Source organism: Xanthomonas campestris pv. asclepiadis (genome assembly GCF_020784175.1).
In the GTDB taxonomy this organism is placed as follows: Bacteria; Pseudomonadota; Gammaproteobacteria; order Xanthomonadales; family Xanthomonadaceae; genus Xanthomonas; species Xanthomonas campestris_D.
On the sequence record NZ_JAJGQM010000009.1, the window covers coordinates 37,937 to 59,660 of the forward strand.

Sequence of the window (21,724 nt, forward strand, 5' to 3'; positions counted from 1 at the left end):
CGGGTCGCCTTGTTTTTGCGTGCAGCAATGTCATGCCGGCATCCCGGCCCACGGTATCAGCGGGTTGTGCAGCAGCATCTGACTGCCGCATCTGCAAGATCGAATCCGAGAGCTTGGCTTACAGGGTGCGCGCCGGATCGGTCAGGCCGTACTGATTGGCCAGACGCGCCAGGGCGATGTTGTCCTGGATGCCGACCTTCTCGAACAGGCGCGCCTTGTGCGTGTTGATGGTCTTGGCGCTGAGGTTCAGGCGCTTGGCGATGTCTTCCTGGCGCAGGCCCTGGGTCAGCAGCAAGGCGACTTCCAGTTCGCGCGGCGATAGCGCGTCGAAGGGCGAGCTGCCCCCTTCCAGATTGGACAGGGCCAGGTTCTGCGCAATGGTATTGCCGAGATAACGCCGTCCTAGCGCGACTTCGCGCACTGCACGCAGCAGTTCCTGCGCATCACCGCCCTTGCCGACATAGCCGGATGCACCAGCTTCGAGCAGACGCTTGGGCAAAGGGCCGTCTTCCAGCACCGAGACGATGATGACGCGGGTGCCGTAATCGCCCTTGACGATGCGCTCGGTGATTTCCAGGCCGCTGACACCGGGCAGATGCAGATCGCAGAGCACGATCTCGGGCTTGAGCTGACGAATCTGCGGCAAGGCCGCCTCCCCGCTCTCCGCTTCTCCCACCACATCGATGTCCACTTCCTTGGACAGGATCATCTTCATGCCGGTACGCACGAGTGCATGATCGTCGATCAGAAAAACTCTGATGGTCATCCTTGTTGTCCTCGCTGTGCGGCTGGCTGATGCAGCCTATCTCCGTGAATAATTCAGGGCAAGCTCGATGCGACGTATTACATTTAAGTAGGAGCGCAAAGCACTCTGCTGCCGCGCGTCATCGTAGGCATTGGATGCACCATCGCGGCGTGATCGGATGATGCGAGCGCCTCGCAATGCGCGAACATCGGGCAATTCACTCGCGCTCGGTCAGATTTTTCCTGCGTCGGTACTGCGCTCGGCGTCCACCAACGGATGCAGTTGCGCATCGAGTGCCACGCGTTCGTCAAACACGAAGCAGCGGCCATCGTAGCCTTCGCCACCGACCTCTTCGAAATAGCCGAGGATGCCGCCTTCGAGCTGCAGCACGTTGTCCATGCCGTCGGCCTGCATCCACAGCGCTGCTTTCTCGCAGCGAATGCCGCCGGTGCAGAAGCTGACCACGGTGGCATCGGCCAACGCAGCGCGATGCGGTTCCAGTGCAGCTGGCAAGTCGGTGAACTTCTCGATCGGCAGCGTCAACGCTCCCTGGAACGTGCCGTACGCCACTTCCTGGGCATTGCGCGTGTCCAGCAGCACCAGCGGGCGGCCGCGATCGTCGCGCCCTTCCCGCATCCATGCGCGCAGCGTGGCGGGCGTCACCGCCGGCGCACGGCCCTGCAGCGGCGAGGCATCGTCGCGGCGAAAGCTGATGATCTCCGGCTTGACCTTCACCTTGAGCCGCGCGAACGGCTGCAATGCGCTCAGGCTGTACTTGATGCGCATCTGCGCAAAGCGCGGATCGGCCTGCAGCCACGCATAGAACGTGCCGATCTGCTCGGCTTCGCCGGCCAGAAACAGGTTGATCCCCTCCTCGGCCACCAGCACCGATCCTTTCAAGGCCTGCTGCCCGGCGTGCGCCAGGACGCTGTCGGCGAGCGATTGCGGATCCTGGATGGTGACGAACTGGTAGGCAGCGGTATTGGTGATCATGCGGCCATTTTAAGCCGATGCGGCCGCAGGTGCGATCAGCCGCGCAGCAGCAGGAACGGCAGCAACACCAGCGAGGCAACAAGCAGCATGCCGATCAACGTGGCAATCACGAACAGCGGCCGCTTGCGCAGCAGCGCGCCGAAGGTTTCCGCCGTGCCGGCAGCCAGCGCATCCTGGCGTTGCGCACGTGCGACGGCACCCCGCTGCGCCTGATACGCGTCCATCGCGGCCTTGGCGCGCGGGTAATCGGCATCGTCGCTGAGCCAGATACCACCGGCGGAGATGCCCCAATTGCTGGGCCGGGTTTCGTAGATCGGCACGAGATGTTCGCGCATCAGCGCCCGTACCTCGTCGGCCTCGTCATCGGGAACGTTGCGCAGATTGAGCAGCAGCTTGGCCATGGGCGCGATGATACCGGGAGCCGGGTGCGATAATGGCGCACTTCCCTTGCTGGACCATCCCATGCGCCTTCTGTTGACGCTTTGTGCTGCCCTGCTGCTCGCAGGCTGCACGCCCGCCCTGCCGCCGTCCGGCGGCACCATCGCCGCGTTCGAGCGGATCGACCGCAATGTCGGTACCGGTGCCGAAGCCACGCCGGGCGCGATGGTCACCGTGCACTACACCGGCTGGCTGTACGACGAAAAAGCCGCCGACAAGCACGGCAAGAAGTTCGACAGCTCGCTCGATCGCGCCGAGCCATTCCAGTTCGCGCTGGGCGGCCACCAGGTGATCCGCGGCTGGGACGAGGGCGTGGCCGGCATGCGTGTGGGCGGCAAGCGCAGCTTGATGATTCCGCCCGAGTACGGCTATGGCGACAACGGCGCAGGCGGCGTGATCCCGCCCGGCGCATCGCTGGTGTTCGATGTGGAATTGCTCGGCGTGCAGCCGCGCTGAAGGGCTGAGCAATGACGGATGCGAGCAAGCGGCGGCTGGCCATCATCGGTGGTGGGCCGGCCGGCCTGATGGCGGCAGAGGTGGCATGTGCGGCAGGCCTTGCGGTCGACCTGTACGAAGCCAAGGGGTCGGTAGGGCGCAAGTTCCTGATTGCCGGCAAGGGCGGCTTGAACCTCACCCACTCCGATCCGATGCCGGTGTTTGCGCAACGCTATCGCGAGCGCAGCGAGGCGGTCGCCTCGTGGCTGCAGGCGTTCGATGCAGACGCGCTGCGTGCCTGGGCGCGTGACCTGGGCGTGGAGACCTACGTCGGCAGTTCCGGACGCGTGTTCCCGATGGATCGCAAGGCCGCGCCACTGTTGCGCAGCTGGGTGCGCCGACTCAAGGAACAGGGCGTGGCGTTTCATGTGCAGCATCGCTGGCTCGGCTGGAGCGATGACGGTGCATTGCGCTTCCACTCGCCCACTGGTGATGTCGAACGCGCTGCAGATGCCATGGTGCTGGCGCTCGGTGGCGGTAGCTGGCCGCAACTCGGCTCCGACGGCCTCTGGCAAGGCGTGCTGCGGCAACGCGGCATTGCGGTGGCGCCGCTGGTGCCGGCCAACTGCGGCTTCGACATCGCCTGGAGCGCCCATTTTGTGCAGCGACACGCCGGTGCCCCGCTCAGACCCGTGGTTGCACACTGGCGCGATCGCAATGGCACAGCGCATCAGTTGCAGGGCGAGTGCGTCGCGACGTCTACCGGTATCGAGGGCAGCCTGATCTATGCGTTGGCTGCGGATATTCGCACGCAGATCGATGCGGATGGCGTGGCCGAGCTGGTGCTGGACCTGATACCCGGGCGCACGCTGGAGCGCGTCAGCGCCGAGCTGGAAAAACCGCGCAAGGGACGCAGTTTCAGCGAGCATCTGCGCCGTCAGCTCGGCATCGATGGCGTCAAGGCCGCCTTGCTCTACGAACACCTGGGCAAGCAGGCGGGCGACGATCTCGCGTTGGTAGCGCGCACGCTCAAACGCCTGCCGTTACAGCTGCTGCGACCGCGCCCGCTCGCCGAGGCGATCAGCTCGGCCGGTGGCGTGCAGCTGGAGGCGCTGGATGCGCAGCTGATGGCGCGCGCACAGCCCGGCGTGTTCTGCGCCGGCGAGATGCTCGACTGGGAAGCACCGACCGGCGGCTATCTGCTGACCGCCTGCTTCGCCAGCGGATTACGTGCCGCGCACGGTGCGGTGCAATGGCTGCAGCAACAGTGCGACCGCGCTACAGACGATCGCTGACGGCCTCGCGCGGCCACACCGATTTGACGTCGTAAATCACCGCACCCGGCTTGCCCAAAGCTGCGATGCGCTGGGTGTCGTAGTCGCGGTACTGCGCGTGCGCCACTGCCAGCACGACGGCATCGTACGCACCCTCGTCTGCAAGCTCGCACAACTGCACGCCGGCATGATGCAGCGCTTCTGCAGGGTCAGCCCATGGATCGCAGGTATCGACACGCACACCCGCGGCCTGCAGCAGCTGCACCAGTTCCAGCGCCCGGCTGTTGCGCAGGTCCGGGCAGTTCTCCTTGAAGGTAGCACCCAGCACCAGCACCCTCGCCTGCGCAAGTACCACACCACGCGTGGCCAGCATGCCGCAGACGCGCTCGGCCACATGCCGGCCGACGCGGTTGTTGACCTGGCGCGCGGTGTGGATCAGGTCCGGGTGATAGCCCACGCTTTCGGACTTGTGCATCAGGTAATACGGATCCACCCCGATGCAGTGACCACCGACCAGGCCGGGCCGGAACGGCAGGAAATTCCACTTGGTCCCAGCCGCCTCCAGCACATCCAATGTGTCGATGCCCAGCTTGTCGAAGATCAATGCCAGCTCGTTGACCAGCGCAATGTTGACGTCGCGCTGGATGTTTTCGACTACCTTGGCGGCCTCGGCCACGCGCATCGACGGTGCGCGCCAGGTGCCGGCGGTGATGATGCTGGCATACAACGCGTCGACCGCATCGGCGGCTTCAGCGGTGGAGCCTGAAGTGATCTTGCGGATATCGCGCAGGCGCCGCTGGCGGTCACCCGGATTGACGCGCTCAGGGCTGTAGCCACAGAAGAAGTCGTCGTTGAAACGCAGTCCCGAGGCGGCTTCGAGCAAGGGCACGCAGACTTCTTCGGTAGTGCCGGGGTAGACGGTGGATTCGTAGATCACCAGGTCGCCGGGCTTGAGCGCAGCGGCGATCAAGGTGGTGGCACTGCGCAGCGGTTCCAGGTCGGGTTGCTCGAAGCTGTCGATCGGCGTCGGCACGGTGACGATGAAGATGCTGCACGCGGCCAAGTCCGCAGCGTTGGCGGTGTAGCGCAAGCGGGTGGCGGCGGCCAGCTCGGTATCGTCCAGCTCCAGCGTGGCGTCGTGGCCGTCGCGCAATTGCCCGACCCGCAGCGCATCGATGTCAAAACCCAAGGTGTCACGCTGTTCGCCGAAGGCGACGGCCAGCGGCAGGCCGACATAGCCCAAGCCAATCACGGCGATGCGGGCCTGGAGCGGAGCGAGTAACGTGGTGCTGGACATGCGGTTCCTTCAATTGTGCGCAGCCGGTTGCTGCGCGCCTGCGCGGTGGGAGCATAGCGCAGGCAGCCATCCGACCCTCAGCGCGGCGAGCCGGCGACGCGGCGATTCACAATCGGCGCGCAATCAGGCACGCTATCGCAATGCCCGGGTGGCGAAACTGGTAGACGCAAGGGACTTAAAATCCCTCAGCTGCAAGGCTATGCGGGTTCGATTCCCGCCCCGGGCACGCTCTTATGGCGCTGCGAATCGCGCAACATCGACGCACCGACAAGTCTTGCCCGCTGCGTTATCGCAGCCATATCGCATTGCGATCAGTCACACCTCTGCGTCGTGTTAAGGCAAATGCATGGAGTGCCCTCAGGCAGATCCCCTGCCCCGAAAATGATCGCGACCGTCAATGCATCCCAGCCCGACGAGGAAGATCGCGAGTAGATCATTGATCAACACTACGGTTGACATCGACGGTGATACCGAAACTGCTCCGAACGAGATGGGCTGTGCGATCCTGCATAACGCATGCAGGCAGCAGCTCTGCCTTTCCATGTTTCTTGGGAACATCGATCGCAGTATCCACGCAGTACCATGCGCGACGATTCCATCCTGCGTGCGGTAGAAGACCTGGTGCGAAGTGGCGCACTCAGCGTAATGACAGATCTGGCGCAAAGCTCGCGATTCAACGTCAGCGAGAAGAAGACAGCCCCCGCCTCCAAATTTTATGACCGTCAATACCATCGACCAATAAAAAACCCCGGATATCGTTTGATATCCGGGGTTTGAATTTGGAGCGGGAAACGAGACTCGAACTCGCGACCTCAACCTTGGCAAGGTTGCGCTCTACCAACTGAGCTATTCCCGCGTGGAGCAAAATTGTACAGCTTGTTACTTCGTTGCGCCAGTCCTGTCGTCGTTGCCGACGCATAAACAACGCATGCAATGTGGAGGCCTGGGCCGGAATTGAACCGGCGTACGCGGATTTGCAGTCCGCTGCATAACCACTCTACCACCAGGCCGAAACATCAAACCCAAGGCATCCTGCCTTGAAACAACGAGACCTCGGGCAAGGGGCCTTGTCTACATCTGGAGCGGGAAACGAGACTCGAACTCGCGACCTCAACCTTGGCAAGGTTGCGCTCTACCAACTGAGCTATTCCCGCTTGGGAGGCGAAATTCTACAGCGAACAGCATCGCTGTCAACTATTGCTTTCGACTTTTTTCGGTTTGCTGGTGATCGCGGCTTTTTCGTCGGCACGCAGGCTCGGCCAGGCGGCCTGCAGGTACTGAAATCCCGACCACAGCGTCAGCAGCGCCGCGACCGCAAGCGTCCAGTAACCGGCGCGGAAGATCAGATTGCCGAACCAGATCTCGTGCGTGGGCATCTGCCCCGGCGTGACCGAATACAGCAGGCACAGCAGCGCCACCATCTGCGCGGTGGTCTTGACCTTGCCGATCACCGCCACCCGCACCTTGGCACGCTGACCGATCTCGGCCATCCATTCCCGCAATGCCGACACTGCAATTTCGCGACCGACGATGACCGCCGCCCAGAACGCCATCCATGGTGTGGGGTGGCCCTGCACGATCAGGAACAACGCCACTGCGACCATCAACTTGTCAGCCACCGGGTCCAGGAAGGCGCCGAAGGCCGAATACTGGTGATAACGCCGCGCGACCCAGCCATCCAGCCAGTCGGTGATGGCGGCCAGCGCGAACACGCCGGCGGACGCAAAATTGGTCCAGGTGTACGGCAGGTAGAACACCACGACCAACACCGGGATCATCACGATCCTCAGCAGTGTCAGCCACGTGGGGATGGTCAACTTCATTACGGACTCGACTCGCCTGCCGCATCGGGAAGCGCCAGCCCGTGCAGGTTAGCGTAGATTCGCGCGGCAAGTGCGGCATTGACGCCCTCCACCCGCGCAATCTCGGCCTCGCCGGCGGCCTTCAGGCCGACCAGGCCGCCGAAATGCTTGAGCAGGCTCGCGCGCCGGCGCGGGCCGATGCCGGGGATGTCCTCGAGCTTGCTGGTCATGCGCGCCTTCTGGCGACGGCCACGGTGACCGGTGATCGCAAAGCGGTGCGCTTCGTCGCGCACCTGCTGGATAAACTGCAGTGCCGGCGATGCCGCGCCTGGCCGCAGCTCGCGGCCATCGGCCATGATCAGCGCTTCATGCCCTGCCCTGCGCTCCTCGCCCTTGGCCACCCCGACCAGCAGCACGTTCTCGATGCCCAGATCGGCCAGCGCGCCCTTCGCCTGCGCCAGCTGACCGGCGCCGCCGTCGATCAGCAGCACATCCGGCAGCACGCCGTTTTCTTCCACCGCGCGTCGAAAACGCCGTTCGATCGCCTGACGCATCGCGGCGTAGTCATCGCCCGGCGTGATACCGGAAATATTGAAGCGCCGGTATTGGCCGCGCACCGGCCCGCCGGCATCGAATACCACGCACGAGGCCACCGTCGCCTCGCCCATGGTATGACTGATATCGAAGCACTCCACCCGCTTGACCTGCTCGGCCAGCCCCAGCATCTCGCGCAGTGCTTCGCTGCGTGCGTGCTGCGCGCTCTGGCTGGTGAGTTCGGTGACCAGGGTCAGCTGCGCATTGCGGGTGGCGAGCAGCAGGTAACCAGCACGTTCGCCGCGCACATTCCACTTCAACGTCACCTTGTACTCGGCAGCGGTGCTGAGTGCGGCCTCGATCAGCTCGGCATCGGGAATTTCGCGATCGAGCAGGATCTCGCGCGGCGGTGAATGCTCTGCGTAGTACTGCGACACAAATGCAGCCAGGATTTCGTCCGCGCTGTCTTCGCCATTGGTCTTGGGAAAGAACGAGCGCGTACCCAGGTTGCGGCCATCGCGAAAACTCAGCAGCAGCACGCAGGCCTGGCTGGCTTGCGTGGCGCAGGCCAGCACGTCCAGGTCCGCCGCGCGGCCGTCCACGTACTGGCGGTTCTGCATGCTGCGCAGCGAGGACAGCAGGTCGCGCAGACGCGCGGCACGCTCGAACTCCAGCGCTTCGCTGGCCTGCTGCATCGACTGCATGATTTCTTCACCGAGCTGGTCGCTCTTGCCTTCCAGAAACATGGTGGCGCGGCGCACCGATTCGGCATAGTCGGGCGCGGCGACCAGCTCCACGCAGGGCGCGCTGCAGCGGCCGATCTGATACTGCAGGCACGGCCGCGAGCGATTGCGGAACACGCTGTCTTCGCAACTGCGCAATTTGAACAGCTTGTGCATCAGGCTCAGCGTTTCGCGCACGCCGGTGACGCCGGTGTACGGGCCGAAATAGCGCCCTTGCACGGCGCGCGGGCCACGGTGCAAGGCGATGCGCGGCCACTGCTCGCGCGTCAGCAGCACGTAGGGATAACTCTTGTCGTCGCGCAGCGACACGTTGTAGCGCGGCGACAGCGACTTGATCAGCTGGTTTTCCAGCAGCAGCGCTTCGGCCTCGCTGCGGGTCACGGTGACGTCCATCCGCGCGACCTGCGACAGCATCGAGGTCAGCCGCGCATTCTTCGGCGTGCCGTTGAAATAGCTGCCCACGCGCTTGCGCAACGCACCGGCCTTGCCGACGTACAGCAAGGTGTCATCGCCCGCGTACATGCGGTAGACGCCGGGCGCAGTGCTCAGTTGCGCAGCAAACGCCTTTCCATCGAAATCGGATTGGGGCCTTGCGTTCATTCTTCTATCGAAACATCGCGCAGTTCGCCGCTCGCCAGGTCGTAGCGCAACACGGCATGGGCATCGGTCTCGGCAATCCACACCGCACCGGCGGCGACCGCCAGCCCGGCCGGGCCATGCAGGCGGCGTGGCAGTGCAACCGTGGTCAGTTCGCCGCCGCCCAGACGCAGGCAGCGCAGGCGGCCGTTGCCGGTGTCGGCAATCCATAGCATCGGCGAATCGGCAGCCAGCGCGATGGCTTGCGGAAACTGCAGCCGCGCAGTGCCGCGCGGGCCGTCCTCGTCGCCGAACTGCCAGGTGCCCTGCCCGCCGACCAGGGTCTGCACCAGATCGCCACGCAATTGCATGGTGCGGATCGACGAGCCCAGGCCATCGCAGATGTAGGCCACCTGCTGGACCGCGGCCAGGCCGGCCGGCTGTGCGAACGCGGCCAGATGCCCGCTGCCATCGCGAATCTCGAGCGCACCGGTACCGGCGCGTGCGCTCAATGCGGCGCGGCCCAGGTCATAGCTCCAGATGCGGTTGTCGCCCGCCATGGCGATCAACACCTGATTGTCGGCAACGGCCAGGCCTTGCGGGTAGTTCAGCGCCGAGGCGCCGGCAAACGCCAGCGGCCCCTCGACCGGCTCGCCGGAGCGCCCGGTGCCGCACAAGGTGTCGACCTGCCCACTGCGCAGGTTGATCCGACGCAGGGCGTGATTGCCGGTGTCGGCGACATACAGCTGGTCGCGCTCCAGCGCCAGGCCTTGCGGACGCCGGAACGCCGCCTCACCGACGCCACCATCGATGAAGTCCGCATTGCCGTGGCCGAACTGGCGCAGCACGCGGCCGCCATGCGTGCATTCGAGCACGCGGTGATGACCGGTGTCGGCGATGTACAGGCGGTCCTCGGTGGCGGCAAGCCCGGTTGGAAACCGCAGCTCCAGGCGCGGCTCGGGATCACGCTCGGCCACCCCATGCAGGTCGGCATCCGACGGCGGCTGCTGGCCTTCGCACAGGGCGACCAGCGCCTTGTCGAGATCGCCGGTCACGCCGACCAGGCGCTGACGCTCGCGGCCGTAGGCATCGAGCAGCACCAGCGTCGGCCAGGAGTCGATGCCGAAACGGCGCCAGGTCTCCCAGTCCCTGTCGAGCAAGATGGGCGCACTGACACCATGGCCGCGCAGCTGCTTGAGCGCGCGTTGCGGCTCGCGTTCGCTGTCGAAGCGCGGCACCTGCACCACGATCACCTGCAGCCGGCCGGGGCTGCGCGCCTGGAACTGCGCCAGCTCGGCCAGGCGTTCGGCGCACCACACCGAGCTGGCATTGACGAATGCCAGCACCAGCGCCCGCCCGCGATGCTCCTGCAGGGTGGATGGCCTGGCATTGAGCCAGGTAGGAAATTCCGGCAATTCCTGGGTAAGCTGGGCAGTCATACCGTAATTATGCCCAAGCCCGATTAGCTGCGGGTGAGTCTGGCCACGGTCTGGTGCGCAGCGGTATCGACCAGCTGCCAGGCACGCTCGAAATCGTCCATGCCGCCGGTATACGGGTCGGGGATATCGTCGCGCTCTTCCACGCCGGCCCAAGGCAGCCAGAGCGCGACCTTGTCGCGCAGCGGCGCCGGGGCGAGGCGTTGCAGATCGCGCAGATTGCTGCCATCGGCACACAGCAGCCAGTCGAAGTGTTCGAAGTCGGCGCCACGCACCTGGCGCGCGCGCAACCCGGAGATATCCACGCCATGGCCGCGTGCACAGCGAATCGCGCGCGGGTCCGGTGGATCGCCGGCATGCCAGTCACCGGTACCGGCCGAATCGACCTCGATCCGCCGCGACAATCGCGCCTCGTCCAGCCGCGCACGCAGGGCGCCCTCCCCCATTGGCGAGCGGCAAATATTGCCCAGACACACGATCAGCACCCTCATGCCGCTGCCACGCGGGTTTGCGCGCGCGCCAGATCGTCCGGCGTATCGATGCCGGGCGGAAACTGCTCCGGCGTCAAGGCCACCGCGATGCGGTAGCCGGCCTCCATCACGCGCAATTGTTCCAGCGACTCGATGCGTTCCAGCATGCCGGGCGGCATTGCCGCAAAGCGCTGCAGAAATCCTGCGCGGTAGGCGTAGATCCCGATGTGGCGCAGCCATTGCCCGTCACCGGGCAAGCTGTCGCGCTGACTGGCGAAGCTGTCGCGATGCCAGGGAATCGGCGCGCGGCTGAAGTACAAGGCGTCGCCAGCTGCGCTACGCACCAGCTTGACTACGTTCGGATCGAACACTTCGTGCGCGCTGTCGACCTGCGCGGCCAGCGTGGCCATTTCGGCGCCGGAGTGCAGCAGCAGCTCGGCCACCGCACGGATGCCGGCGGCAGGCGCGAACGGCTCGTCGCCCTGCAGGTTCACCACGCAGGTCTCGGCTTCCCAGCCGGCGATCCGCGCGCATTCGGCAAGCCGGTCGGTGCCCGATACATGTTCGTTACCGGTCATTGCCACATGCACGCCGGAAAGGCCTTCGATCACCTCGACAATGCGTGCATCGTCGGTGGCCACCCAGACCTCACGCGCACCGGCCAACAGCGCCCGCTCGGCCACATGCTGGATCATCGGGCGATCGCCGATCAACTGCAGCGGCTTGCCCGGCAAGCGCGTGGAAGCGTAGCGTGCGGGAATGGCGACGACGAAATCTGCAGGCGTTGAGTTAGTCATGCGTGCGCGCTCTGGAAAACAGGAAGAGTGGAAGAAACGAGATAACCGAATCGCATGCTGTCGTGGTGTGATTGGGCGAAGTAACGGTGGTCAGTTGGGCGGCGATGCCCGACATCGGCACTACGCGCCGCTGCCCGTACTGCCCGCACAGGCACACCGACCATCTTGATTGGTCTTTGCCCGCCCACCGTCGCGGGACCTTGATGTTCTTGCGGCGTGTCCCGCGACGGTGGGTTGGCAAGGACCCTGCAACCAAGCCGCAGATCGCCCTACCGGCGCAGCGTTCACACGCCCTGCCGGCTGGCCAACTTGTCCAGGCGATCCAGCAGACTCACCCAGAACGCCGCCGGCAGCTCCGCCTTGAGCGGCACGCTGTACAGCCACTCGTCGGCAAATGGCCTGCACTTCACTGCATCCTTTTCGGTCATCAGCACCGGCAGGCGGCTGCCGAAGCTGAAGTCGGTGGCGCGATAGACGTGGTGATCGGGAAAGGCATGCGGCACCACGCCGATGCCGCGCGCGCGCAGCATCGCGAAGAAGCGTTCCGGGTGCGCGATCCCGGCCACGGCATGCACGCGCTGGCCGGCCAGCCGGCTCAATGGCTGAGCGCGCTTGCCATCCATCGGCTGCACGCTTTCGATGCTCAGGCGCATCTGCCATTCGCCGAATCCGGCGTCATCGGGCGCGGGTGTGGTCGCTGCTGCGCTGGCCTGGCCCAGATTGACCACACGGAAATCGCAGTCGCGTGCGCGTGCAGCCGGCTCGCGCAGCGGCCCGGCCGGCAACAGGCGCCCGTTGCCGTAGCGGCGCTGGCCATCGACCACTTCGATCTCGACATCGCGGGCCAGCCGGTAGTGCTGCAGCCCGTCGTCGCAGACGACGATGTCGCAGCCCGCTTCGACCAGGGCGCGCGCCGCAGCCAGGCGATCGCTGTCCACGCGCACGCGGGCACCGGTCTTCCAGGCGATCAGGACCGGCTCGTCGCCGCCGAGCGCGACCGGCGTGTCCGCCTCGACCCAGCGCGCCGTCCCCGAATCGTCACGGCCATAACCGCGGCTGGCGACCCCAGGCGTCCAGCCGGCCTCCTGCAACTTGGCGACCAGAGCAATCGTCAACGGCGTCTTGCCGGTGCCGCCGGCAGTGACGTTGCCCACCACGATCACCGGCACCGGCACGCCGTGGCGCTTGCGCCAGCCGCGGCGATACAGGGCGCGTCGCAGCGCGATGGCAGCACCGTAAACCGGCGCCAGCAGGCGCGCCGACAGCGGGATCGGCGCATTGTCGTACCAGTAACCCGGCGTACGGGTGCCGCGCTTGCTCATGCCTGACGTTCGCGAAACTGCATGCCGTGCAGGTGCGAGTACAAGCCGCCCTGCTCCAGCAATTGGTGATGCGTGCCGCGCTCGACGATACGGCCCTGATCCATCACCAGCACCTGGTCGGCATGCTCGATGGTGGACAGGCGGTGCGCGATCACCAGCGTGGTGCGGTCAGGCATCAGCTTGTGCAAGGCGTCCTGCACCAGGCGTTCGGATTCGTTGTCCAGCGCCGCGGTGGCTTCGTCCAGGATCAGGATCGGCGCGTCCTTGAGCATCGCGCGCGCGATCGCCAGACGCTGGCGCTGGCCGCCGGACAGGCGCCCGCCCTTGGTGCCCACATGCGACTGCAGGCCTTCGGGCAATTGCGCGACGAACTCCATCGCGTTGGCGCCCAGGATGGCGCGTTCCAGCTGGCCGGCGTCGGCACTGCGCATTTCGCCGTAGGCGACGTTGTCGGCGATGCTGCCGTCGAACAGCATGACCTGCTGGCCGACCAGCGCGATCTGCCGCCGCAGATCGGCCAGCGCGTACGCCTGCACCGGGTGCCCGTCGAGCAGGATCTGCCCGGACTCTGCTTCGTAGAAGCGCGGGATCAACTTGATCAGGCTGGACTTGCCGCTGCCGGAGCGTCCGACGATCGCCGTCACCGTGCCCGGTTGCGCCACGAAACTGACCTCGGCCAGAGCGGGGTTCACCTGGCCCGGATAGCGTGCAGTGACGTTGCGAAATTCGATCAGGCCCTTGGCGCGCGTCAGCGGCACCGCGCCCTGGTCCGGCTCGTCGGGACTGTCGAGCACCGAGAACAGGCGCTCGGCCGAGGCCAGGCCGCGCTGCACCATGTTCTGCACATTGGTGAGCTGCTTGAGGCCCGGAATGATCGTCAGCATCGAGGTCATCAGCACCACGAAATCGCCTGCAGTCAACCGCCCGGCCAATGCCTGCGCACCAGCCACGAACAGCAGCGCCGACAGCCCGATCGCGCCGATCATCTGCACCGTGGCGGTGGAAATGCCGCGCGTGGATTCGACCTTCATCGCCAGCCGCAGATTGCGGTCGGCCAGCGCGCCATAGCGCTCCATTTCGGTTTGCTGGGCGCCGTAGATCTTGACCTCCTGATGGCTGGACAAGGTCTGGTCGGCCGCCTGCAACAGATGCGCGCCGCTCTCCTGGATGCTGTGGCTGATGCGGCGATAGCGCCGCGCCACCTTGTCCATCACCCAGGCCAGAACCGGCGCCAGCACCAGGATGGTCAGCGTGACCTGCCAGCTATGCCACAGCATCAGCGCCAACGCGCCGATCACCTGCAGCGATTGCTGGATCATCACCTTGACCGCATCCACCGCCGCCTGCGCCACCTGGTCCGAGTCCGAGCCCAGGCGGATCAGCATCGACGGCACCGGCTCGGAATCGAAGCGCGATCCCGGCAGACGCAGATATTTGGACATCACCTTGACGCGCAGATCGCGCGCAATGCTGCGTGCGGATTTGCCCATCGCCATGTCGGTGATGTAGCCGGCGACCCCGCGCACCACGAACAACAGGATGATCTGCACCGGCAGCCAGCGGCTGACTTCAGCGTTCTTGTAGATGAAGGTTTCGTCGGTGATCGGCTTCATCAACGCCAGAAAGCCGGTCGTGCCTGCCGCCTCGACCAGCGCAGCAATCAGCGCAGCGATCAGCAACAGGCGATACGGCTTGGCGAAGGCCAGCAGGCGACGGTACGTGCGCCAGGACGAGACTGGCGCCGGGCGGTCGTTGGAGGTGGTCACTGGCGGGTTCCGTTATTACGTGTCTGGCCGGGTGTAGGTGTCGTGCCGGCCTGCGGCGCTGTGGCGATCGCGATCCGGCGGAAGCCGAGTTGCCCCAACGCATCCTGCGCGGTCACCACCGCTTGATACGGCGTACGCGCATCGGCGCGCATCAACACTGTCTGCTCGCGGTCGTCACCGGCGATCTGGGCGATGGTCTGCTTGAGCGAATCCACATCCGAACGCAGCACCTCTTGGTCGTTGATGAAATAACGCCCGTCGGCATTGACCAACACGCTCAATGAACGCGGCGGCGCGCTGGTGTGTTGGTCGCTGGCGGTCGGCAGCTGCAATTGCAGCGTGGAGCGTGCGTCGAAGGTCGTGGTCACCACGAAAAAAATGATGAGGACAAGGATCACGTCAATCAATGGCACCAGATCGATATGCGGCTCGTCCTGGCGTCGGTCACTGCCGATGCGCATCCGTCAGCCCTTTGCCATGACGGGTTTGCCAGCTGCCGCGAGCGGTGCCGCGGCGGCTGGCATCGCGCGGCCGTCCATCGTGTCCAGCAGCAAGGTGGCTTCCTGCTCCATTTCGATGATGTAACCGGCGATGCGGCCCTTGAAGAAGCGATGCGCCATCAATGCCGGTACCGCGATGATCATGCCGGTGGCTGTGCACACCAGCGCCTTGCCGATGCCGCCGGCCAGCTGGTTCACATCGCCCACGCCGTGATCGAGGATGCCCAGGAACATCTGGATCATGCCGACCACCGTGCCCAGCAGTCCCAGCAGCGGCCCGGCTGAGGCGATCGTGCCCAAGGCATTCAGATAGCGCTCCATGCGGTGCACCACGTGCCGGCCGGTGTCTTCGATGCGCTCGCGAATCAACTCACGCGGACGACCACGCACGTCCAGCGCTGCGGCGAGCAAGGCGCCCAGCGGCGAATTACGCCGCAGCGATTCGATGTGGCTGGGATCCAGCTTGCCGCGCGCGGCCCAGTTGCGGACCTCTTCGCCCAGACCTGGCGGGGTCACCTCGTTGCGGCGCAGGCTCCACAGACGCTCCAGCACGATCGCCAGGGCGATCACGCCCAGCAACAGCAACGGCACCATCGGCCAACCGCCTGCCTTGACCAGCTCCAACACGATTCGAGTCCTCCGGCGACGCAGCCGCCTATTCGCTGGTCGATAGGATAGCAGCCGACCGCCGCCGTTCCGCAGCATCCCACAGCCGTGGCTGCCAGCACCGCCGCTCGCGTACCTGCAGGCCGTCGGCGCCCAGCCAGACCCGGATCGCCCCGGCCCGGGCCGTGTCCAGCAGCTCGGCGCCACTGCCCTGCCAGCGTTGCACCACCTCCGCACGCGGATGGCCGAAGCGATTGCCGTACCCGGAGGACACCAGCGCCAGCCGCGCGCCGGTGGCGGCGATGAAACCGGCATGCGAGCCGTCGGCGCTGCCGTGGTGGGGAACCACCACCAGATCGGCCCGCAACTCCGGGGCATGTTCCCGCAGCAGGCGCCGCTCGACGAGCTCGCCGATATCGCCCGGCAACAATGCGCTTCCATACCGTGTTTCGATGCGCAGCACGCAACTGGACTGATTGCGCAGATACGGAAAACCGACGCTGGGATGCAGGAAGCGAAACCGCACACCGTCCCATGTCCACTGTCGGCCAGCACGGCACCGTGTACTAACGTCCAACGGCGCCTGTGGCGGCGCAGCCGTCATTGCAACAGGCAATCCCGCACGCACTGCCGCATAGCCGCCGGCATGATCGGCGTCGGCATGACTGAGCACGATGGCATCCAGGCGGCGCACCCCGAGCGCGCGCAATGCCGGCAGCACCACCCGCTCACCGGCATCGAAACCATCGCGCACCGCCGGGCCGGTGTCGAACAGCAGTGCATGCCGTTGCGTGCGCACCAGTACCGCCAGGCCCTGCCCCACGTCCAGCACCTGCACCTCGGCCTCGCCAGCCGCAGGCAGTTCGCGGTCCGGCCACAGCAGCGGCAGCCATAGCAGCAACGCCAGGGATTTGCCGGGCGTGCCGCGCGGCAGCAGCAACCAGAACGCGCCGAGCAGGGCCACGACCAAGGCGATCGCATCGGACTCGGGTACCCACCACAACGCCACCGACGTCTGCCCGAGCCAGACCAGCCCTGGCCAGGTCAGCTCGAAGCACCAGCCCGCCAATCGCCACGCCCACAGGCCCGCTCCCGGATGAAGTGCTTCCAGCGCAGTCCCCAGCAAGGCAAGTGGCACCACCACGAAGGTCCACCAGGGAATGGCGACCAGATTGGCCAATGGCCCCACCAACGATGCCTGCCCGAACAGGCTGACGGTCAACGGCAGCAGGCCGACGGTGGCGACGGTCTGGGCGGACAGGAAGCCTCGCACGATCGCGTGATCATCCGATGGCAGACACCACACCAGCCAGGCCACTCCGGCAAAGCTGAGCCAGAAGCCGGCCACCAGCACGCTCAGCGGGTCCCACAGCAGCACTGCCAACACCGCCAGCGCGAGAATCTGCGTGGTGGTGGCACGGCGCCGCACCAACCGCGCCAATGCGACCACGGCAATCATCAGCACGGTGCGCACCGTGGGCAGCGCCAAACCCGCCAGCACCGCATAACCAGCCGCACCGAGCAAGGCGGCAACTGCCGCCGCGTGGACACGCGGAATCCGCGTTCCAAGCGCTGGCCAGCAACGCCAGAGTCCGGCGACCAGCACGGCGACGAACGCAGCGACCAGCCCCACATGAAATCCCGAGATCGCAATCAAATGGCTGAGCCCGGTCGCGCGCAGCGTGGCCCAGGCTGCGTCGTCCAGCCCGCGCGTGTCGCCCAACGCGAGCGCGCGCAGGTAAGGCGCCGACGGTCCGGGCACGCGCTCGGCAATGCGCTGCGACATCCCTTCGCGCCAAGCATCCACGCCACGCGATGCAGCGACCTGCCGCGCAGCAGCTGGCACCCGCACATAGCCGGTGGCGGCAATGCGCTGTGCCAGCGCCTGCCGTTCGGCATCGAACCCACCGGGATTGCGCAAGCCACGCGGTGCACGCAGTTTGAGCCGCAGCTGCCACCCTGCGCCCGCGCGCAATGCGGCACGCGGCCCCATCCGCTCGGCACCGAAGTCGTCGTACCAGGCCAACTGCAGCAGCTTGCCGCGTAGTGCGGCAGGCTGTGCGGGATCGTCATCCACGCGCAACTGGAAGCGCGTGCGTCGTGGTTCGGCGACCGGCAATTCGACGATCTGGCCGCGCACCGTCAGTTCTCGCGCTTCATCCTGCGGGCGCAGTTGTGCCTGCAGGACACCGGCGACCTGCCAGCCCATCAGCCCGAAACCGAAGACCGCGCTGGCCAGTGCCCACACCAATACGATCCGCCGCGGACGCAGCCATATGCTGACGCCGATGCCCAGCACCCCTGCACCAACGCAGGCCGCATAGACCGCACGCGACAGCAGTGCAGGCGACCACGCGCACACCACAATGCCCAGCAACAATGCTGCCGCGACCATCGTCGTCGATACGCTCTGCGGCGAAGGCGATGCCTGTGCTGACGCATGCATGCTGTCGGTCGCCATCCTGGCCGTGGTCCATCCACCGATTCAAGTTAGGCCAGCGCCTGCGTCGGGCACAGCAGCGATTAGCGCATTGCTTTGTAGGAAAACGGCTGCGCCTGCCGTGTGCACCCAGTCGGTGGAAGATGCTGCTGCGGACGTGCAACACGCTGGGCAGGACAGTGTGTACGGGCCGCTCATCGACTGTATCGGCCTGCATTCGCCTCGATTTCATGACGGCCGCGCTATGTTCGCCACTGTTTTCGAGGAGTTTCTCCCATGCGTAAAGGCACTGCACTGATTGTCGGCGTGACCGGCATTTCCGGTTACAACCTCGCCAATGTCCTGGTGGCCGATGGCTGGACCGTCTATGGCCTGGCACGGCGCCCGCTGCCACAGGATGGCGTGATCCCGCTTGCGGCCGATCTGCTAGATGCCGAAAGCACCAGCAAGGCGCTGCGTGGCCTGCCGATCACCCATGTGTTCTTCTGCACCTGGACCCGGCGCGACACCGAGCGCGAAAACGTCGAAGCCAACGGCGCGATGATGCGGCATCTGTGCGAAGCGCTGAGCGATGCGCCGCTGCAGCACATGGCGCTGGTCACGGGCACCAAGCACTACCTGGGCGCATTCGAGAACTACGGTAGCGGCAAGGCCGAAACCCCATTCCTCGAAAGCGAGCCGCGCCAGCCCGGCGAGAATTTCTACTACACGCTGGAAGACCTGTTGTTCGCGCATGCCGAGCAGCATGGCTTCGGCTGGAGCGTGCATCGCTCGCACACCATGATCGGCATGGCCAATGGCAGCAATGCGATGAACATGGGCGTGACGCTGGCGGTATATGCGTCGCTGTGCAAGCACACCGGCCAGCCGTTCGTGTTTCCCGGCTCGCAGGCGCAGTGGAACAGCCTCACCGACCTGACCGACGCCGGCCTGCTCGGCAAGCAGCTGGCCTGGGCCGGCCTGAGCCCGGCGGCGCGCAATCAGGCCTTCAATACCGTCAATGGCGATGTGTTCCGCTGGCGTTGGATGTGGAGCCAGATTGCCGACTTCTTCGGGCTCGAAGCTGCGCCCTGCCCCGAGACCCCGATGCCGCTGGAAGCACGCCTGAGCGAGACCGCGCCGGCGGTGTGGAGCGAGATAGCCAAGCAGCATGGCCTGGTGGAAGCCGACGTCAACCGGCTGGCATCCTGGTGGCACACCGATGCCGACCTGGGCCGAGAGATCGAGTGCGTCAACGACATGACCAAGAGCCGCGAGCTGGGCTTTGTGGATTTCTACGACAGCCGTGCATCGTTCCTGGAATTGTTCACGCGCCTGCGCGCGCAGCGCGTCATTCCCTGATGCGCCAGGTCGTCGTCACGCACGTGACGGCGACCGTTTCCTGTCGGCGCGAGCATCGATGCGATGATGCTCGCGGACACCGCGTGCCGAACGAGCAGGTTGTCGCAACATTAGGTGGCCTATCACGCGGATGCATCGATGACCGGATACGGGATCTTCGATCTGAAACCCGCGGTTTACCACCATCTAGCCGTCAAGGATTGCTCCGACGGCCAGGCAATGCGTCCTACACCGCAGACGGTGCCAACTCGCGCAGCTTGCCCTGATGCAGCTCGAGCACGCGGTCCAGACGCCGCGCCAGACTGCGATCGTGGGTTACCAGGACCAGGCTGGTGCGTTGTGCACGATTGAGCTCCAGCATCAGCTCGAACACTGTCTCGGCGGTCTTGTCGTCCAGGTTGCCGGTCGGCTCATCGCCAAGCACGCACCCCGGCTTGTTCACCAGCGCACGCGCCACGGCCGCACGCTGGCGCTCGCCGCCGGACAACTCGCTGGGCTTGTGCTCGATGCGATGTCCGAGCCCGACCGCTTCCAGCAACTGCAAGGCCTGCGCCCGGGCAAGCCCTACCTCTTTGCCGGACAACAGCACCGGCATCATGACGTTTTCCAGCGCGGTGAATTCCGGCAACAGATGATGGAACTGGTACACGAAGCCCAAGGCCTGATTGCGCAACTTGCCGCGCTCGCCATCGGACAACGCCGACATGCGCCGGCCGGCCACATACACCTCGCCCGAGGTCGGAATATCCAGCCCGCCGAGCAGGTGCAGCAGCGTGCTCTTGCCCGCCCCTGAGGCACCGACAATGGCCACGGTTTCGCCGGTCGCCACGGTCAGATCCAACCTGTCGAATACCGGCGTGCGCATCTTGCCTTCGGCGTAGGTCTTGGCCAGACCCTCGGCACGGATCACCGCCTCTGCTTGGTTTGGCTTCTGCACGACCGATTCCCGATTCCCGATTCCTTGATCTCATTCATAACGCAGCGCCTCTGCCGGCTGGGTGCGCGAGGCGCGCCATGCCGGATACAAGGTCGCCAGGAAACTCATCACCAGCGCGACGACGGTGATCACCACCACGTCCTGGGTCTGCATGTCGGTCGGCAGGCCGGTGATGTAATACACGTCCTCGGGCAGCAGCTTGACGCTGAAGATGGTCTCGATCACGCCCAGGATGCGTTCCAGGTTGAGCGTCAGCACGATGCCGCCGATCACCCCCATGATCGTGCCCATGAAGCCGATCAACGAACCCTGCACCATGAACACCTGCATCACGCCCGCAGGCGACAGGCCCAGGGTGCGCAGGATGGCGATATCGGCCTGCTTGTCGGTGACCAGCATCACCTGCGAAGACACCAGGTTGAACGCGCCCATCGCCACGATCAGCGACAGCAGGATGCCCATCACGGTCTTTTCCATCTTCAACGAGTGGTAGAGATTGGCGTTCTCCTGGGTCCAGTCGCTGACCCGGTACGGGCCATGCAACTTCACCGCCAGATCGCGTGCCACCGGCCAGGCCTGATCCATGTCGTGCAGGCGCAGCCGCACGCCGGTGACGCCGTCCATGCGCAACACGTGCGCCAGGTCCTGCATGTTAACCACGGCCAGGCCGCGGTCGATCTCGTTGTAGCCCGCCTCGAAGATTCCGCTGACGGTGAAGCGCTTGAGCCGCGGCATCGCGCCCAGCGGCGTGGCCTGGGTATCGCTGAGCAGCACCACGATGCTGTCGCCCATGTCCACGCCCAGCCAGATCGCCAGCTCCTTGCCGATGACGATGTTGTAGGAGCCCGGGGTCAGGCTGTCGACCGACCCCTGCTGCATCTTCTTGGCCAGCACCGACACCTTGCCCTCTTCGGCAGGAATGATGCCGCGCACGATCGCCGGCTGCTTGCGCGGGCCCTGCAGCAGCGATTCGGTTTCGATGTACGGCGCGGCACCGGCGATGCGCGGATCGGCCATGGCGACCGCGACTGCATGCTGCCAGTCATGCATCGGCGCGCCGTCCGCACTGACCGTGGCATGCGCGGCCATCTGCAGCAGACGGTCGCGGATTTCCTTCTGGAAACCGCTCATCACCGCCAGCGTGGTGATCAGCACGGTCACGCCCAGGGCGATGCCCAGGATCGATGCCATCGAGATAAACGAGATGAAGCCATTGCGCCGCTTGGCACGCAGGTAGCGCAAGCCGATGGCAACCGGGATAGGTTTGAACAT

General features: G+C 65.5%; 19 protein-coding genes, 4 tRNA genes and 1 pseudogene. 5 read left to right on the forward strand and 19 right to left on the reverse strand.

All coding sequences use genetic code 11. The annotated features are described in order from the left end of the window. Positions 1–118: 118 nt before the first annotated feature. The 3 genes from LL972_RS06525 to LL972_RS06535 form a co-directional block, all read right to left on the reverse strand. Positions 119–766, reverse strand: a complete 648-nt coding sequence (locus LL972_RS06525; RefSeq protein ID WP_016904564.1) for a response regulator — start codon at positions 764–766, stop codon at positions 119–121. 210 nt (positions 767–976) lie between these two features. Further along, positions 977–1,738: a sulfurtransferase gene (locus tag LL972_RS06530; protein ID WP_228326893.1), complete on the reverse strand. Its 762-nt coding sequence runs from the start codon at positions 1,736–1,738 to the stop codon at positions 977–979. 35 nt (positions 1,739–1,773) lie between these two features. Then, positions 1,774–2,139 (reverse strand): DUF6164 family protein, encoded by a 366-nt coding sequence (locus LL972_RS06535; RefSeq protein WP_228326894.1) that lies wholly within the window; start codon positions 2,137–2,139, stop codon positions 1,774–1,776. A 61-nt stretch (positions 2,140–2,200) separates the two neighbouring features. Between LL972_RS06535 and LL972_RS06540 the strand changes: the two genes are divergently transcribed. Together LL972_RS06540 and LL972_RS06545 are read left to right on the forward strand one after the other, a co-directional pair. Next, complete coding sequence (locus tag LL972_RS06540) at positions 2,201–2,632, forward strand: FKBP-type peptidyl-prolyl cis-trans isomerase (protein ID WP_228326895.1); 432 nt, start codon at positions 2,201–2,203, stop codon at positions 2,630–2,632. A gap of 11 nt (positions 2,633–2,643) precedes the next feature. Beyond that, positions 2,644–3,906, forward strand: a complete 1,263-nt coding sequence (locus LL972_RS06545; protein ID WP_228326896.1) for a TIGR03862 family flavoprotein — start codon at positions 2,644–2,646, stop codon at positions 3,904–3,906. Here the strand turns inward: LL972_RS06545 and LL972_RS06550 are convergent. After that, positions 3,890–5,182, reverse strand: a complete 1,293-nt coding sequence (locus tag LL972_RS06550; protein ID WP_228326897.1) for a nucleotide sugar dehydrogenase — start codon at positions 5,180–5,182, stop codon at positions 3,890–3,892. The genes LL972_RS06545 and LL972_RS06550 overlap by 17 nt on opposite strands. A 142-nt stretch (positions 5,183–5,324) precedes the next feature. Here LL972_RS06550 and LL972_RS06555 point away from each other — a divergent pair. Continuing rightward, positions 5,325–5,408, forward strand: a tRNA-Leu gene (locus LL972_RS06555). A gap of 554 nt (positions 5,409–5,962) precedes the next feature. On the opposite strand, the gene LL972_RS06560 is transcribed toward LL972_RS06555, so the two are convergent. From LL972_RS06560 to LL972_RS06620, 13 genes and pseudogenes are all read right to left on the reverse strand, one after another. After that, a tRNA-Gly gene (locus LL972_RS06560) sits at positions 5,963–6,038 on the reverse strand. Between the two features lie 80 nt (positions 6,039–6,118). Next, a tRNA-Cys gene (locus LL972_RS06565) sits at positions 6,119–6,192 on the reverse strand. A 68-nt stretch (positions 6,193–6,260) separates the two neighbouring features. Further along, a tRNA-Gly gene (locus LL972_RS06570) sits at positions 6,261–6,336 on the reverse strand. Positions 6,337–6,372: 36 nt separating this feature from the next. After that, positions 6,373–7,005: a CDP-diacylglycerol--glycerol-3-phosphate 3-phosphatidyltransferase gene (gene pgsA / locus LL972_RS06575; protein ID WP_228326898.1), complete on the reverse strand. Its 633-nt coding sequence runs from the start codon at positions 7,003–7,005 to the stop codon at positions 6,373–6,375. After that, positions 7,005–8,861, reverse strand: coding sequence for an excinuclease ABC subunit UvrC (gene uvrC / locus LL972_RS06580; RefSeq protein WP_228326899.1), 1,857 nt, complete (start codon positions 8,859–8,861; stop codon positions 7,005–7,007). The genes pgsA and uvrC overlap by 1 nt, the downstream gene beginning before the upstream one ends. Continuing rightward, complete coding sequence (locus LL972_RS06585) at positions 8,858–10,276, reverse strand: hypothetical protein (protein ID WP_054592959.1); 1,419 nt, start codon at positions 10,274–10,276, stop codon at positions 8,858–8,860. The genes uvrC and LL972_RS06585 overlap by 4 nt, the downstream gene beginning before the upstream one ends. A gap of 23 nt (positions 10,277–10,299) precedes the next feature. Then, positions 10,300–10,764, reverse strand: a complete 465-nt coding sequence (locus LL972_RS06590; RefSeq protein ID WP_104645766.1) for a low molecular weight protein-tyrosine-phosphatase — start codon at positions 10,762–10,764, stop codon at positions 10,300–10,302. Continuing rightward, positions 10,761–11,540 carry a 3-deoxy-manno-octulosonate cytidylyltransferase gene (gene kdsB / locus LL972_RS06595; RefSeq protein WP_228326900.1) on the reverse strand — a complete coding sequence of 260 codons (780 nt, stop codon included), beginning with the start codon at positions 11,538–11,540 and terminating at the stop codon, positions 10,761–10,763. Before kdsB ends, LL972_RS06590 begins: the two co-directional genes overlap by 4 nt. A 284-nt stretch (positions 11,541–11,824) precedes the next feature. Beyond that, positions 11,825–12,862 carry a tetraacyldisaccharide 4'-kinase gene (lpxK, locus tag LL972_RS06600; protein ID WP_228326901.1) on the reverse strand — a complete coding sequence of 346 codons (1,038 nt, stop codon included), beginning with the start codon at positions 12,860–12,862 and terminating at the stop codon, positions 11,825–11,827. Next, positions 12,859–14,628: a lipid A export permease/ATP-binding protein MsbA gene (gene msbA, locus LL972_RS06605; RefSeq protein ID WP_228326902.1), complete on the reverse strand. Its 1,770-nt coding sequence runs from the start codon at positions 14,626–14,628 to the stop codon at positions 12,859–12,861. The genes lpxK and msbA overlap by 4 nt, the downstream gene beginning before the upstream one ends. Next, positions 14,625–15,089 (reverse strand): ExbD/TolR family protein, encoded by a 465-nt coding sequence (locus LL972_RS06610; RefSeq protein ID WP_228326903.1) that lies wholly within the window; start codon positions 15,087–15,089, stop codon positions 14,625–14,627. The genes msbA and LL972_RS06610 overlap by 4 nt, the downstream gene beginning before the upstream one ends. Positions 15,090–15,092: 3 nt before the next feature. Then, positions 15,093–15,755 carry a MotA/TolQ/ExbB proton channel family protein gene (locus LL972_RS06615; protein ID WP_228326904.1) on the reverse strand — a complete coding sequence of 221 codons (663 nt, stop codon included), beginning with the start codon at positions 15,753–15,755 and terminating at the stop codon, positions 15,093–15,095. After that, positions 15,649–18,195: pseudogene (locus LL972_RS06620) on the reverse strand (DNA internalization-related competence protein ComEC/Rec2); the annotation flags it as partial. The gene LL972_RS06615 and the pseudogene LL972_RS06620, both read right to left, overlap by 107 nt. On the opposite strand from LL972_RS06620, the gene LL972_RS06625 reads away from it, so the two are divergent. Continuing rightward, positions 18,101–18,472, forward strand: coding sequence for a hypothetical protein (locus LL972_RS06625; RefSeq protein WP_228326945.1), 372 nt, complete (start codon positions 18,101–18,103; stop codon positions 18,470–18,472). The pseudogene LL972_RS06620 and the gene LL972_RS06625 overlap by 95 nt on opposite strands. Next, on the forward strand, positions 18,451–19,515 hold the full coding sequence (locus tag LL972_RS06630; protein WP_228326905.1) for an SDR family oxidoreductase: 1,065 nt from the start codon (positions 18,451–18,453) through the stop codon (positions 19,513–19,515). Before LL972_RS06625 ends, LL972_RS06630 begins: the two co-directional genes overlap by 22 nt. Before the next feature lie 226 nt (positions 19,516–19,741). Here LL972_RS06630 and lolD read toward each other — a convergent pair whose 3' ends face one another. Beyond that, the gene (lolD, locus tag LL972_RS06635) at positions 19,742–20,473 is read right to left on the reverse strand and encodes a lipoprotein-releasing ABC transporter ATP-binding protein LolD (RefSeq protein ID WP_323134207.1); all 732 of its coding nucleotides are present in this window, start codon (positions 20,471–20,473) and stop codon (positions 19,742–19,744) included. A gap of 9 nt (positions 20,474–20,482) precedes the next feature. Further along, positions 20,483–21,724: a lipoprotein-releasing ABC transporter permease subunit gene (locus LL972_RS06640; RefSeq protein ID WP_228326907.1), complete on the reverse strand. Its 1,242-nt coding sequence runs from the start codon at positions 21,722–21,724 to the stop codon at positions 20,483–20,485.

What these genes read in the sequence shown, in the direction of transcription:
- LL972_RS06525 (WP_016904564.1), bottom strand. Translation starts at nt 766, where the DNA reads ATGACCATCAGAGTTTTTCTGATCGACGATCATGCACTCGTGCGTACC.
- LL972_RS06530 (WP_228326893.1), bottom strand. Translation starts at nt 1,738, where the DNA reads ATGATCACCAATACCGCTGCCTACCAGTTCGTCACCATCCAGGATCCG.
- LL972_RS06535 (WP_228326894.1), bottom strand. Translation starts at nt 2,139, where the DNA reads ATGGCCAAGCTGCTGCTCAATCTGCGCAACGTTCCCGATGACGAGGCC.
- LL972_RS06540 (WP_228326895.1), top strand. Translation starts at nt 2,201, where the DNA reads ATGCGCCTTCTGTTGACGCTTTGTGCTGCCCTGCTGCTCGCAGGCTGC.
- LL972_RS06545 (WP_228326896.1), top strand. Translation starts at nt 2,644, where the DNA reads ATGACGGATGCGAGCAAGCGGCGGCTGGCCATCATCGGTGGTGGGCCG.
- LL972_RS06550 (WP_228326897.1), bottom strand. Translation starts at nt 5,182, where the DNA reads ATGTCCAGCACCACGTTACTCGCTCCGCTCCAGGCCCGCATCGCCGTG.
- pgsA (WP_228326898.1), bottom strand. Translation starts at nt 7,005, where the DNA reads ATGAAGTTGACCATCCCCACGTGGCTGACACTGCTGAGGATCGTGATG.
- uvrC (WP_228326899.1), bottom strand. Translation starts at nt 8,861, where the DNA reads ATGAACGCAAGGCCCCAATCCGATTTCGATGGAAAGGCGTTTGCTGCG.
- LL972_RS06585 (WP_054592959.1), bottom strand. Translation starts at nt 10,276, where the DNA reads ATGACTGCCCAGCTTACCCAGGAATTGCCGGAATTTCCTACCTGGCTC.
- LL972_RS06590 (WP_104645766.1), bottom strand. Translation starts at nt 10,764, where the DNA reads ATGAGGGTGCTGATCGTGTGTCTGGGCAATATTTGCCGCTCGCCAATG.
- kdsB (WP_228326900.1), bottom strand. Translation starts at nt 11,540, where the DNA reads ATGACTAACTCAACGCCTGCAGATTTCGTCGTCGCCATTCCCGCACGC.
- lpxK (WP_228326901.1), bottom strand. Translation starts at nt 12,862, where the DNA reads ATGAGCAAGCGCGGCACCCGTACGCCGGGTTACTGGTACGACAATGCG.
- LL972_RS06610 (WP_228326903.1), bottom strand. Translation starts at nt 15,089, where the DNA reads ATGCGCATCGGCAGTGACCGACGCCAGGACGAGCCGCATATCGATCTG.
- LL972_RS06625 (WP_228326945.1), top strand. Translation starts at nt 18,101, where the DNA reads ATGCCCAGCAACAATGCTGCCGCGACCATCGTCGTCGATACGCTCTGC.
- LL972_RS06630 (WP_228326905.1), top strand. Translation starts at nt 18,451, where the DNA reads ATGCGTAAAGGCACTGCACTGATTGTCGGCGTGACCGGCATTTCCGGT.
- LL972_RS06640 (WP_228326907.1), bottom strand. Translation starts at nt 21,724, where the DNA reads ATGTTCAAACCTATCCCGGTTGCCATCGGCTTGCGCTACCTGCGTGCC.